Origin of the sequence: Salegentibacter sp. BDJ18 (assembly GCF_017579965.1) — a bacterium.
Lineage (GTDB): Bacteria > Bacteroidota > Bacteroidia > Flavobacteriales > Flavobacteriaceae > Salegentibacter.
The window spans coordinates 170,399-183,845 of the sequence record NZ_JAFLQX010000003.1 but is presented as its reverse complement, the minus strand read 5'-3'; the positions used below and the strand labels follow the sequence as shown (position 1 = coordinate 183,845).

The window sequence follows — 13,447 nt, the reverse complement described above, 5'->3', positions numbered from 1 at the left end:
AAAAGTAGGTTCAATCAGCTAACCAGAACGGCTAACATAAGATTTTTAAACAGTCTTTTCTTTTTTTAAATTCAGACTATTTATAAAAATTCATCAGTTTAATATAATCCCAAACCGCATCTGGCAGCATGGGTTTTATAAACTTACCCTCCTTTACCGCTTTTCTAATAAATGTTGAAGAAATTTCTACCACGGGGGCCATCACCCGGGTAATTTTTGGATGATCTTTAAACTCATTTTCCACCTTTCCGCCAGAAATTCTGGGATACACATAGATTTGGTGATTCTCTAAAATCACCTCGTAATTCTTCCACTTGTGAAAAGTTTTCAGGTTATCCTCTCCCATAATTGGGCAAAACTCGTTGGTAGGATATTTTTCCTGAAGATGTGCCAGGGTAGTACTGGTGTAATTGGGTTGTGGTAGGCTAAATTCAACATTAGAAGGCTTTAAGTGTTCATAACCTTCACAGGCTTTATAAACCATCTCCAGCCGGTGATGATTTTCAAGTAATGTACTTTTTTTTTTATGTGGATTATGAGGAGTAACCACCAGCCAAACTTCATCTAAATCTGAAAATTCAGCCATATGGTTGGCAATAATAAGGTGCCCGATATGAATTGGATTGAAAGTCCCAAAAAACAAACCGATTTTCCTATTCATTTTTAGCCGAATTTTTTACACCTACATAAGTTGCCACAAGATCATAAGCTTCCTGAAGCGCGGTATCTAAGTGATGATTTTCAATAATAAAATCGAATTGCGGGGCGGTTGCCAGTTCAATAGAGGCTTTCGCAACACGCATATTTATTTTGTCGTCACTTTCGGTTTTGCGCTTTTTTAGCCGAATCTTTAATTCCTCAATGCTTGGTGGTTTTACAAAAACCGCCAGGGTTTTCTCCGGATAGATATTCTTAATATCTAGTCCGCCTACCACATCAATATCAAAAATCACGTTTTTTCCGTGAGACCAGATACGTTCTACTTCACTTTTTAAAGTTCCGTAGAAATTATCGCGATAAACTTCTTCCCATTCCAGGAATTCGTCGTTTTTTATCTTCTTTTTAAAGTCCTCTAAAGAAAGGAAATAATAATGCTGCCCGTCTTTTTCTTCACCTCTTGGCTCACGAGATGTGGCAGAGATAGAAAACTCCAGGTCTAATTCTTTGTGCTTTAATAAATGTTGGACTATCGTGGTTTTTCCCGATCCTGAAGGCGCCGAGAATACGATAAGTTTACCATCGCTCATTTAGAGTACGTTTAAAAGTTGTTCTTTAATTTTTTCCAGCTCATCCTTCATTTGCACCACCAGTTGTTGCATTGGTGCATAATTAGATTTGCTGCCAATAGTATTGATCTCACGCCCCATTTCCTGAGAAATAAAACCGAGTTTTCTCCCGTTGGAATCTAAGGAATTTATACTTTCGTTAAAATAGGCAAGGTGGTTTTCCAGCCTCACTTTTTCTTCGGTAATGTCAAATTTTTCAATGTAATAAACCAGTTCCTGTTCAAAACGGTTGTCGTCAACATTCTCTTTAAGATCGGCAACTCCTTTTCTAAGACGCTCTTTTACCGCATCTACTCTTTCCGGATCAATTCTTAAAACTTCCTGTAACAAAGACTCAATATTATTCACACGAAGTTTCAGGTCTTTCTCTAAAGCTTCCCCTTCATCTGTTCTAAACTGGTTAATTTCTTCCAGGGCTTCAATTACCGCGGCTTCAATTGCTTTAAATTCAGATTCATCAATTTCTTCGCGCTCGGTAGTCACTGCATCAGGCATTCTTACTGCCATTTTTAGCAATTCGGTTTCATCGCCATCAACAATACTTTTTAATTGTTGCATATAATTTTTTACTACGCCCCGGTTAACAGAAGTGGTAGTTTCTTCGCCGGTTACCTCTACAAAAAGGGAAAAATCCACTTTTCCGCGGGTAAGCGATTTAGAAATTGTATTTCTTAGTTGAAGTTCTTTTTCGCGGTATTGCGAAGGGATTCGGGCGTTTACGTCAAGGTTTTTGCTGTTTAGCGACTTGATTTCAACGGTTACTTTTTTTGATGGGAGTTGCGTTATGCTTTTCCCAAAACCTGTCATTGACTGAATCATGCGTGATTTTTAAGCTTGCGCAAAGATAATCAATTCTGTAGCAGCGCAAAGCCGGCCAAAGCCTATTTTGAAGATTCTGAAATTATTGACTTGCTTGAAGTTATAAATTCTAAGGCCCGCTGTTCGTGATAATATATTTTTTTATGCTGAAAAAACCCCACGTGCCCACCGTGGTTTGGAATTTCTAAATGAAGAAATTCAGAATTTTTTGCCACTTCTATGGGATAGGAATTTGGCGAAAGAAAAGTATCATTTTTGGCATTAAGCAAAAGTGTGGGAACTTTAATATGAGGTAGAAAACCTATACAGCTGCATTTTTTATAATAATCTGAAGCATCTTTAAAACCGTGCGCTCTGCTGGTGTAAAGTTCGTCTATGGCAAGAAGTGAATTGCATTGCGTGATCTCTTCTTTACTAATTTCTGAAGGAAAATGGGTTTGCCTAAGCTGCAGTTCTTTTTTTAGATTTTTAATAAAGCGTTTTGAATATAAAAAATTATGCGTTTTATTCAGTTCTTCCAGGGAAGCACCCAAATCGCAAGGGGTAGAAATTGCCACTGCCGATTTAATTTCTAAAGGAATCTCATTTTGTTCTCCTAAATATTTCAACATTAAATTACCACCCAAACTAAACCCCACCAGGCCGATTTCTTTATACTTCTGTTCCTGCTGAAGATGATTTATAACCGCTTCAAGGTCTTCGCTAGCACCCGCGTGGTAGCTGCGGTATAGTCGGTTTATTTCTCCACTACAACTTCTAAAATTCATGGAAGCTACATCCCAGCCGTTTTCCTGAAAATGCTTTGCCATCCCAAGCATATAAGGGCGATTGGCGTTTCCAGCGAGGCCGTGTAACAAAATGATTATTTTATCATTTTCAGCAGAATAAAAACTACGCTCTAAATCCAGGAAATCTCCATCGCTTAATTCAATGCGATCTTTTCTGCTAAAACTAAAGCTTACTTTTCGTAAAGTAGCGGCATAAATACTTGAAACATGGGCATTCTTAAAAATACCGGGAGATTTATATTGAGTATTAATTATAGGCATATGGCGCTAAGGTAAGGATGTAAATTTTTAAAATAATTATGCGTGCATAATATTTATGCTTAATTTTATTAAAAAAATAGATAGCATGTACACCAAAGAATTTGAAATACGCTGGAGTGATATAGATGCAAACAGGCATTTGGCCAATACGGCTTATGTGAATTTTATGAGCCACACCCGGATGGCATTTTTAATGGAAAACGGGTTTGGACAAAAGGATTTGGCGAAGAATAATATTGGTCCGGTGGTTTTTTACGAGCACATTTATTATTTTAAAGAAGTTTTTGCCGGTAAACCCATAAAAGTGACTTTACAGTTAAAAGGCCTCGCAGAAGACGGCATGTACTTTGAATTTCTACATAATTTTTATGATGAAAAAGGTCGGAATTTTGCCAGCTGTGAAATGATGGGTGCGTGGATAGATTTAAAGGAAAGAAAACTTACAAAATTGCCTAAAGCCCTGCGTGATAATTTAGACAGTTTAAGCCACACCGATGATTTTAAAATTTTAACCAAAGAAGATACCAGGAGATTCGGAAAACGACCCCAACATTTAGATCCGGAAAAGTTAGGATTTTAGAGACTTCTTCGGTGAAATTGATTAAATTCCCGCATCGAAAAACATCAATTTTATATAAAACCACAAAAAGAACAAACCCGGGAAATTCTTAGATTTTCCGGGCTTGCTTTTTTGATTTTTCTGGGATTTGTAATTATTGCACTAATGCTGGAATGGTATTATTTGCCATTATTTGTAGCTCCGCTAATCCTATCGGTTTTGGCGCCGTTTATAGATACACCCCAGGGAAAAAAGCAGGGAAAATTGATTTATCATTCTCCACTTTTTATTACTGAAAAAGAGAAAAATGGCAAAATTATTATTCACGGCGGGACTTTATTTGATTATTACTACGTGATTAATAGAAATTGGAAAGCGAAGCAACGCATAAGATATATTTTAAGGCAATATATTTTAGGATTGGTGAATCTTACCGAATCTTATAACGAAAAGGAAGCTGCTGAAATCACCCTGGAAGGTACCAGCTATATTTTAAACAAAAGAACAGCTGAAAAACTGGGCTTTACAACAAAAAGAACTGATATAATTCAGCAAATTATACTCATTTATAATTATTTACAAATATTACTTGCAAATTCTATGGCCAAAGGGAAATTGAGTTTTCCAGCCGTAGGTAAAGTAAATACTTATACCGCTTCGCTTTCTTCCGTTAAGAAAAATAAGAATTACTTAAAAAAACTAGCTGAAAAACTGGAAGATTAAAACCTAAGCTCTTATTTCGGTTTTCTTCTTGGTAACCATATACACTCCTACAAAAACCAGGATTGCTGCCACTACTTTTACCATATTCAGTTGATCGGCGCCGGTTAAAATTGCATAAGTAATTGCAATAAGCGGTTGCATATAGATAAACACGCTTATGGTAGAAGCCGAAAGTTGTTTTAGTGCATAAATATTCAGTAAATAAGTAGAAAAGGTGGTTCCGGCTACTACAAAAGCCATTTTCCAAATCGCTTCAAAAGGTAAGCCTGTCCAGTTTACATCGGCAAATTCACCTATGGTTATTGGGAAATTAATAATAACACCAATTAGAAATAGCCATTTCATTAAGGTAAACGCGTGATATTTTGCCGTTAGCGGTTTCACCAGAATTAAATAAAGTCCGTAGCTAAATGCATTTACAATAAATAGTACGTTCCCCATAGGAATGTTAGGTGCGTTTCCGGTGCTTTCGGCGCTAAAAAGAACCAAAACCAGGGCTCCGGCCAAACCAACGATTATTCCCAGGGTTTTAAGTAATGTGATTCTTTCCCTGATGAGAATTGATGCAAGGATTAACACCATAACCGGCGAAAGCGTGACAATTACTGAACTATTTATAGGTGTTGAAAGGCTTAATCCTTTAAAGAAGAATAGCATATTAATTACCATTCCAAAAACGGCACAACCTAAAATTCTTGGCCAGTCAGAAGTTGCAATTTTTTCTTTTGGCCCCAGGAAACTAATTCCCCAGAAAAGAACGGCCGCACCAAAAACCCGTAAAAAAATAAAGCCAAAAGGTTCAATATAAGTAGGCATTACGCCTTTAGCAATCGTATGGTTTAGCCCGTAGATTGCACTTGCGCCAATGGCCGCAAAGATGGCCAGAATACGTTTGTTATCCATGAACCGCTGCTTTGGCCGCCGCGACGGTTTTCTTTGAATTTCCTATAAAGATTTCGTCTTGATTAATAATTACTGGTCTTTTTAGGAAAGTGTAATGATCTAAAATTAATTCTTTATAATCGGTTTCAGAAAGTTCCTTTTTATTAAGCTCTCTTTCGCGATAAAGTCTTGCCCTGCGGCTAAATAAAGCTTCGTAACTCCCGGCGAGCGCTTTCATTTCTTCCAGTTGTTTTTCAGTAATTTCTTCTTCTTTTATATCCTGAAGCTCAAAAGAACCTGGTAATTCCAGTTCTTTTAAAATCTTTTGGCAGGTGTTGCAGGTAGAGAGATGATATACTTTTTTCATAGCTAATTTTAATTAGTAGTTAAGCCATTCGCTTACTTTATTCTTCGGAAAAGAAAGTTTTAATTCCCCTTCGGCATAACTGGCAGCTTCGTACCGATTATAAACCAGGATAACCCGATTTTTAGTAACCGCAATATTTTCCGGAAGTGCAAAACTATCCTTTTCAAAGAAAAATCCGTTGGAATTAATATTTTCTCCTTCAGGAATCTCATATTTCTTTCTGAATTCTTTTTCAGCAAAATTGGTAAAAGCTTCTAAATCTGAAAACAAATCGTTTTTATAAAGTAATTCGCCTGAAGTGATATCGTAATTAGCATAACGCGTTGCACCGTACCCGTGCGCACCACCGGTGAAAAGGTAGAAATTGGTTTCCAGAACCAATAGTTTCTTCGTCTGGCTTAATACCGATTGAGAGATTTCAACTTCATATTCGGCTTGAGATTCGGGGAAATCCCTTTTAAAATTCTGAAAATCCTGGATAAATTCATTAACCACGGCCTTTACATTTTCAGCTTCAGAAGCTACTTCAGTATTATTAAAAATCTTAATTAGGTTCTCCTGGTTATAACTATTCATTTCTTTGGCAGCCTCCCTATCTTCTCTAAATTTTAAATAATTCACTCGTATTTTAGGGCATTTTTCGGTTTTACAGGCTTCAAAATCTTTTGGTAAAAAGCTTTCTTCGTAGAAACTAAGCGCTTCGGTATCGCCCTTAACCTGTTTTACGCCGGCGTCAGATTTTTCGTCCCGACAGGAAGTGAATATTAGGAAAATGACCAGGAGGGAAAGGATTTTTTGAGACATAGAAAAGGCTGTTAAATACGCGAATAAAGATAAACCTATTTTGTTTAAAGACAATGAGCGCGCTACATTTGCTGTAAACGCAAGAATTATGAAATTTAATACTAAAACCATACACGGTGGGCAGGAAAATATAGATCCCGCATACGGCTCTGTAATGCCGCCTATCTACCAAACAACTACATATTCACAAAGTACACCCGGTGGCCATAAAGGTTTTGAATACTCACGAAGCGGAAATCCAACCCGTTCGGCTTTAGAAAAATCCCTGGCTAGTTTAGAAAATGGAAAATTTGGGCTTGGTTTTGGTTCTGGACTTGCGGCGATTGATGCGGTGATGAAGCTTTTTAAACCTGGCGACGAAATAATCTCTACTAACGATCTTTATGGTGGTTCTTATAGATTGTTTACCTCCATTTTTGAAAATATGGGGATTAAATTTCATTTTATTGGAATGAATGAAGCCGGTAATATTGAAAAATATATAAACAAAAACACCAAATTACTGTGGATTGAGACCCCTACCAATCCTATGATGAATATTATTGATATTGAAGCGGTTTCTAAAATCGCAAAAACCCATAATTTACTGCTTGCGGTAGACAATACTTTTGCTACTCCCTATCTACAACAACCTTTAGATCTTGGAGCAGATATTGTGATGCACAGCGCAACAAAATATTTAGGTGGCCATAGTGATGTAGTTTTAGGCGGATTAGTTGTAAAAGATCAAAAATTAGCTGAAAAGCTATATTTTATTCAGAAAGCCAGCGGTGCAATTTGCGGCCCGCAAGACAGTTTTTTGGTTTTACGCGGAATAAAAACTTTGCATCTTAGAATACAGCGTCACTGTGAAAACGGCGAAGCGGTTGCAAAATTCCTGAGATCACACCCAAAAGTAGGAAATGTTTACTGGCCCGGATTTGAAGATCATCCAAACCACGATATTGCAAAGAGACAAATGAAAGGTTTTGGCGGAATGATCTCTTTTAGCACAAAAGAAAATACGCTAGAAAGTGCAACAAAGCTTGTTGAAAAGCTAAAAATTTTCACCCTGGCCGAATCGCTTGGCGGTGTAGAATCTTTAGCCGGCCACCCCGCCACTATGACTCACGCTTCTATCCCAAAAGAAGAAAGAGCAAAAACCGGGGTTGTAGATTCCTTAATTAGATTAAGCGTGGGAATTGAAGATGAAGAAGACCTAATAAACGACCTGAAACAAGCTTTAGGGTAGCTTGCTTTTTTTAAATAAAATATTAAGCCACGAATGAGTTTTATCCTTCGTGGCTTTTTTATATTACTTCTAACAAGAAAATAATTTTTTTCAGCTTTAGAAATAATTGAAAATATTTGCTTCAAAATTAAATTACAACCGTCATTACGAACGAAGTGAAGTAATCTCTATGCAAGTTTACCAGAAGATGTTTGCTACGTTATCGCAATGACGAAACCTTAAGATACTAAATCACCTTTTTTAAAATCCATATTAATCGTTGCACTTCATCCAGGGTGTTGTAATGCACTAAACTTACTCTCACCACGCCATTTTTCTCTTTCAAACCAGCATCTTCAATAAGTTTTTTTGCATAAAAATCTCCAAATCTAATACCTATTCTAAAATCATCAACCTTTTCAACTATTTGATCACTCGTGAGCTCATTATGTACAAAAGAAATAGTAGGCACTCTTTTTTCCCTTTCCGCAGTATTCTGGCCAATTATTTTAATTTTTGGATGTTCATTTAAATAAGTGATCAACGGTTTGCTTATTCGCTCTTCGTGCCTGCCAATCAGCTCAAAAATTTTATCCATTTTCTCCTGAAAATCGGCTTTCTTTTCCTTGGGGAATTCGTGCTTAAATAATTGATCAAAATATTCGATAATTCCCAGTAAACTGTAGGTTAGTTCAAAATTGAAATTCCCGGGTTGAAATTTATATGGCACATCTTTTTTGGTGAAAAAGTAGTGGTTAAATCCTTCCATTTGGTACAATTGATTATACCTGCCATACATCACAGCTAAATGCGGGCCGTAGGTTTTATACCAGCTAAAAACATAAAAATCTACATCTAATTTTCTAACATCTACCCGTCGGTGGGGTGCATAGGCAACTCCATCTACACAAATAAGAGCTCCTGCTTTATGTACCGTTTTTGCAATTTCTTTAATAGGATTTATACTTCCTAAAATATTTGAAGCGTGAGTAACGGCAACCAGTTTGGTGCGCTTGTTCAGTAATTTTTTTAGATCGCTTATTTCCAGCTCAAGACTGTCGGGATTGGCTTTCCAAACCTTTATATTAATGCCTTTTTCCTTTAAATCTGTCCAGGGAGAAACATTGGCTTCGTGATCTGTATTTGTTACAATCACCTCGTCTCCTTCCTGCCATTGTTTACTAATACAAATACTTAAAATTCGTAGCAGCATAGAAGAAGAAGGCCCTATAACCACTTCTTCCGGTTTGCCGGCATTTATAAACCGGCTGACTTGCTTAGTGGCGTAATTCAGTTTTTCTCCAGCTTCCCGGGAAACTTTATATGAAGCTCCTAGTTGTACGTTATGATGTAATAGATATCCACTAATGCGCTCGGCAACCTTTTTTAAGGTTTGAGAGCCACCAGCGTTATCCATAAAAGTAAATTCCTTTTCCAGAGCCGGAAACTGACTTCTTACAAATTCAATATCCATTAGTCTAAAAGGCTTTCATTGAACAATTCAAGGATTCTACGGTACTCATCGGTCCAACTGCTGGGTTCCACAAAACCGTGATCTTCTACGGGATAAATTGCCATTTCCCAGTCTTCCTTGCCTAATTCAATTAAACGTTGTGAAAGCCTAACCACATCCTGAAAATGAACATTTACATCTACCATGCCGTGTGCGATCAATAAATCTCCTTCCAGACCTTCAGCAAAATAAATAGGCGAAGATCTTCTATAAGCGATCGGGTCTGCCGCAGGTTCGTTTAAAATGTTAGAAGTGTAGCCGTGATTATAATGCGCCCAATCGGTTACCGATCTTAATGCAGCGCCCGCTTTAAAAGTTTCAGGTTCGGTAAACATTCCCATTAACGTGATAAAACCGCCATAACTTCCACCATAAATCCCGACTTTTTCAGGATTTATTCCGTGATTTTCAACTAAATATTCTACTCCGTCAACCTGGTCAGAAAGGTCTTTTCCTCCCATGTGGCGATAAATCCCTGTACGCCAGTCACGACCATAACCTGCACTTCCGCGGTAATCAATATCGATTACGGTGTAACCAAGATCGGTTAATAAATTATGGAACATATATTCTCTAAAATAACTGCTCCACCATTTGTGAGCGTTTTGCAGGTAACCAGCACCGTGCACAAAAACTACCGCAGCATCATTTTTTACATTTGCTTCTGGCTTGTATAACCTGGCGGGAACCATAGCGCCATCTTCGGCTTCAAATTTTATTAATTCAGGTTCTCTCCAGTCGTAGCTGCTAAATGCTTCAGATTGTCCTTCGGTTAATTGTTTGGCTTCCGCATTTGCTTTCGTTTTCTTTAAATATAATTCCCAGGGCTTGTTACTGTAAGAATGTAAAATGGCCATGTTTTTTTCATCGGGAGAAAGGAAGACATTATTATTCCCTTCCATTTGGGTAAGTTTTTCCATTTTACCACCAATCACCGGCATCTTATAGAAGTGACGTTCTCCGGGTCCAACTTCAGAGGTTGTTAAAAACCAATGTTTTTTACTGTTTGAAAGTTCGGGATCAAAAACTTCAAAATCGCCTTGAGTAAGTGCTTTTTTATTTCCGGTAGTTACGTCTAATAAATACAAATGTGAATACCCCGTTTCTTCACTTTGAAAGTAAATATGTTTGTTGTCGGGTAACCAACCCATTTCTTCACCGCCGTAATAAGCGTAGCCAATTCCCGGTCCTGCAATCCAGGCTTCATCTCTTTGGCGGTCTAAAGTGTTTAAATCTCCGGTCTCCAGGTCAATTTTAGCGATCCAACGGTCTTTATTGTCTTTAGAACGAAGGTTAACTACAGCGTACTCCCCGTTATCTGAAAAATAAACCGTAGTAGGCGCTACTTCTCTTTGGGTTTCTTCCCATTCCTTAGCGGGATAATCTTTTACATAATCGGGTAAATCGGTAATTCCGGGTAAATCGTCTGTTTTTAAGGTATAAACTGTATCCTTTTCGAAATTATAGATGGCCAGTTCAATACTGGTTTTATCTTCACCTACTTTGCTTCTGGCAGGGAGATTTACGGTGTAGCCAGATTCATCTACATAATTTGGCACATCGGTGCTTCCATTTCGCTCCCGGGTAATTAACTTAAAAGTTGCAAATTTTGCATTGGGAGAAACCTGTAAATTACTTAAATCGCGATCCTCCAGGTAAAAAGTATAATCTTCTTTTTCAGCAGTTGCCTCTTGATAAGCTTCCCTGCTTTCTTTTTTGGTTTTACGTTGATTTACAACTTCCAGGAGTTCCAGGTTTTCGTCTTTTACCCACGCATCTTTTTCTGAAGTTTTATCTTCTTTTTCTTCTTTGGCCTTACCTTCAGCAATATTGGTTAGTTGTTTTATGCTGCCTGCTTTCCTATCGTAAATAAAAGCATTGTCGCCGGCGTTGAAGGTGATTTTATTTTCGTCTGCTAAAAATTCAGCATTGTTAATAGCTTCTGAAAGATCTAATAATTGAGTGGACTTGCCAGATTTAACATCGTAAATAACCAGGTTGCCATCTTTGCTGAAAATCTTTTTGCTTCGGTCTTTATTGAAATCGCCGTAGGAGGTAATTATTCCTCGTTCTTCTTCTAAACTTACTTTGCTGATTTTTGAAGTATTGTTCAGTTCAATTTTATAAAGCGAATCTTCAGCATTTTTTTCAGGATTATAATCAAAATAAATGGTTTCGCTATCGGCACTCCATTTTACATTAGAAGGGAAAGTACCCATCCAATTAGGATCTTGCATAATTTTTTCTACAGAAAGTTCACTTGTTTGGGAAATTCCGGAAAAACTTAAACCTAAAAATATTAAAAAGAGAAACTGAAATTTAAAATTGAAGGGGTTTTGTAGCGTTTTTTTCATTGATTTAAGGAGTTGTGGGTTTATTTTTTAAAAACACTGCCAATATAGTTAAATAGATAATATCTGTAAAGAATCTGTAGGAAATGCCCCCCCGGATTTAATTAATATATTTACGCTTAAAATTTAAATTTAATAATTCAGGATGAAGAAAAATTTCCGCACACTTTTTAGTTTATTCCTTGTAGCCGGGGCATTGCAGGTACAGGCACAGGAAGAGATGGTTAACAAAATTGTAACCGAGGCCAATGAAAATTCAAAATTAGAAGAACTTGCCCACGAGCTTGTGGATGTGGTAGGACCACGTTTAGTAGGAACACCACAAATGAAAAATGCTCACGACTGGGCAGTAAAGAAATATGATAGCTGGGGAATTTCAGCTGAAAACGAAGAATATGGTACCTGGCGTGGCTGGGAGCGTGGCATTACCCATATTGACCTTGTAGAGCCAAGATTAAGAACGCTGCAAGGTAGGCAACTTGCCTGGAGCCCTTCAACCGGAAAAAAAGGGGTAACCGCTGAGGTTGTGCTATTGCCAAAAGCTTCAGATTCTACTGCATTTGCCAATATGCTTTCTTCGGTTAAGGGAAAATTTGTGATGATCTCGGTTAATGAACCTACCGGTAGACCTCCATACAACTGGGAAGAATGGGCTACTGAAAAGTCCTGGAAAATGATGCAGGGAAGTATAAAAGAAGCCGATTCTATTTGGAGGGACCGAATTAGCAAAACCGGGTATGGTTACAGAGAATTACCTAAAGCACTGGAAAACGCAGGGGCTGCCGGAATTATAACTTCTAACTGGTCTCACGGGTTTGGTGCAAATAAAGTATTTGGAGCTTATACCAATAAAATTCCAACTTTGGACCTTAACCTGGAAGATTACGGCTTGCTTTATCGTTTAGCTGAAAATGATAATACTCCCAAAATAAAAGTGGTTGCTCAGTCTAAAGATCTTGGTGAAGTACCTACGTTTAATACTATTGCAAGAATCGAAGGCAGCGAAAAACCTGAAGAATATGTTGTTCTTTCAGCACATTTTGATTCCTGGGACGGTGGAACCGGTGCTACAGATAACGGTACGGGAACTATTGTAATGATGGAAACAATGAGAATTCTTAAAAAACTTTATCCAAATCCTAAGCGAACAATTATTGCAGGACATTGGGGAAGTGAAGAACAAGGACTTAATGGTTCTCGAGCTTTTGTAAAAGATAATCCGGAGATTGTGGCTAATGTACAAGCCTTATTCAACCAAGATAATGGAACCGGAAGGGTTAAGAATATTAGCGGACAGGGTTTTCTACACGCTTACGATTATATAGGAAGATGGCTGGAGCCGGTTCCGCAGGAAATTAAGGGAGAAATTGAAACTTCTTTCCCGGGAACTCCATCAAGTGGAGGAACAGATCACGCTTCTTTTGTAGCAGCCGGTGCACCAGCATTTATGCTTAATTCTTTAAATTGGTCTTACTGGGATTATACCTGGCATACCAACTTAGATACTTATGATAAAATTGTTTTTGATGATGTGAGAAGCAACGTGATCTTAACCGCGATTATGACCTATATGGCGAGTGAAGATCCAGAAACTACTTCCAGGGAAAAAGCAGTATTGCCAATAAGCAGAAGATCGGGTGAACAAATGACCTGGCCTGAGCCAAGAGATGGAGAGCGAAAAGGGGGATTGGATTAAGGTCTAACTAATAAAAAGCTTGTTTGATTTTTTCTCTTTTCGTCAAGCTGAACTTGTTTCAGTTTCTAACTTGTTTCAGGATCTTAGATCCTGAAACAAGTTCAGGATGATGAATTTAAAAACGTCATTACGAAAGACGAAGCAATCTGTAGAATAATAACAGATCCCTGCACTCCGTTCGTAATGAC

The 13,447-nt window shown here is 37.7% G+C and carries 13 protein-coding genes; 4 read left to right on the top strand and 9 right to left on the bottom strand.

From position 1 onward, the window contains the following. Window positions 1-76: 76 nt before the first annotated feature. The 4 genes from nadD to J0871_RS03315 form a co-directional block, all read right to left on the bottom strand. Window positions 77-661 carry a nicotinate (nicotinamide) nucleotide adenylyltransferase gene (nadD, locus tag J0871_RS03330; protein WP_208223415.1) on the bottom strand — a complete coding sequence of 195 codons (585 nt, stop codon included), beginning with the start codon at window positions 659-661 and terminating at the stop codon, window positions 77-79. Continuing rightward, window positions 654-1,247, bottom strand: coding sequence for a guanylate kinase (gene gmk, locus J0871_RS03325; protein WP_079711610.1), 594 nt, complete (start codon window positions 1,245-1,247; stop codon window positions 654-656). Before gmk ends, nadD begins: the two co-directional genes overlap by 8 nt. Further along, a complete protein-coding gene (locus J0871_RS03320; RefSeq protein WP_208223413.1) occupies window positions 1,248-2,105 on the bottom strand; it encodes a YicC/YloC family endoribonuclease in 858 nt (285 codons plus the stop codon). It abuts the gene before it with no gap. A 62-nt stretch (window positions 2,106-2,167) separates the two neighbouring features. Continuing rightward, window positions 2,168-3,154: an alpha/beta fold hydrolase gene (locus tag J0871_RS03315; protein ID WP_208223411.1), complete on the bottom strand. Its 987-nt coding sequence runs from the start codon at window positions 3,152-3,154 to the stop codon at window positions 2,168-2,170. A 55-nt stretch (window positions 3,155-3,209) separates the two neighbouring features. On the opposite strand from J0871_RS03315, the gene J0871_RS03310 reads away from it, so the two are divergent. Both J0871_RS03310 and J0871_RS03305 read left to right on the top strand, forming a co-directional pair. Next, entirely contained in the window at window positions 3,210-3,734 is a 525-nt protein-coding gene (locus tag J0871_RS03310; RefSeq protein ID WP_208223402.1) for a thioesterase family protein, read from the top strand. Between the two features lie 144 nt (window positions 3,735-3,878). Beyond that, complete coding sequence (locus tag J0871_RS03305; RefSeq protein ID WP_208223400.1) at window positions 3,879-4,436, top strand: hypothetical protein; 558 nt, start codon at window positions 3,879-3,881, stop codon at window positions 4,434-4,436. A gap of 3 nt (window positions 4,437-4,439) precedes the next feature. On the opposite strand, the gene J0871_RS03300 is transcribed toward J0871_RS03305, so the two are convergent. Genes J0871_RS03300 through J0871_RS03290 form a run of 3 tightly spaced genes read right to left on the bottom strand, consistent with a single transcriptional unit; the run spans window position 4,440 to window position 6,489 of the window. Next, window positions 4,440-5,339, bottom strand: coding sequence for a DMT family transporter (locus J0871_RS03300; protein ID WP_208223398.1), 900 nt, complete (start codon window positions 5,337-5,339; stop codon window positions 4,440-4,442). Beyond that, window positions 5,332-5,685 (bottom strand): ArsC/Spx/MgsR family protein, encoded by a 354-nt coding sequence (locus J0871_RS03295; protein WP_208223397.1) that lies wholly within the window; start codon window positions 5,683-5,685, stop codon window positions 5,332-5,334. Before J0871_RS03295 ends, J0871_RS03300 begins: the two co-directional genes overlap by 8 nt. A gap of 12 nt (window positions 5,686-5,697) precedes the next feature. Continuing rightward, window positions 5,698-6,489, bottom strand: a complete 792-nt coding sequence (locus J0871_RS03290) for a DUF3298 and DUF4163 domain-containing protein (RefSeq protein WP_208223396.1) — start codon at window positions 6,487-6,489, stop codon at window positions 5,698-5,700. A gap of 88 nt (window positions 6,490-6,577) precedes the next feature. On the opposite strand from J0871_RS03290, the gene J0871_RS03285 reads away from it, so the two are divergent. Beyond that, window positions 6,578-7,720 (top strand): cystathionine gamma-synthase, encoded by a 1,143-nt coding sequence (locus J0871_RS03285; RefSeq protein ID WP_208223395.1) that lies wholly within the window; start codon window positions 6,578-6,580, stop codon window positions 7,718-7,720. 226 nt (window positions 7,721-7,946) lie between these two features. Here J0871_RS03285 and J0871_RS03280 read toward each other — a convergent pair whose 3' ends face one another. Together J0871_RS03280 and J0871_RS03275 are read right to left on the bottom strand one after the other, a co-directional pair. Beyond that, on the bottom strand, window positions 7,947-9,173 hold the full coding sequence (locus J0871_RS03280) for a cysteine desulfurase-like protein (RefSeq protein WP_208223394.1): 1,227 nt from the start codon (window positions 9,171-9,173) through the stop codon (window positions 7,947-7,949). Beyond that, window positions 9,173-11,566: a S9 family peptidase gene (locus tag J0871_RS03275; protein ID WP_208223393.1), complete on the bottom strand. Its 2,394-nt coding sequence runs from the start codon at window positions 11,564-11,566 to the stop codon at window positions 9,173-9,175. Before J0871_RS03275 ends, J0871_RS03280 begins: the two co-directional genes overlap by 1 nt. Window positions 11,567-11,708: 142 nt before the next feature. On the opposite strand from J0871_RS03275, the gene J0871_RS03270 reads away from it, so the two are divergent. Then, on the top strand, window positions 11,709-13,259 hold the full coding sequence (locus tag J0871_RS03270; protein WP_208223392.1) for a M20/M25/M40 family metallo-hydrolase: 1,551 nt from the start codon (window positions 11,709-11,711) through the stop codon (window positions 13,257-13,259). The last annotated feature ends 188 nt before the right edge of the window (window positions 13,260-13,447 follow it).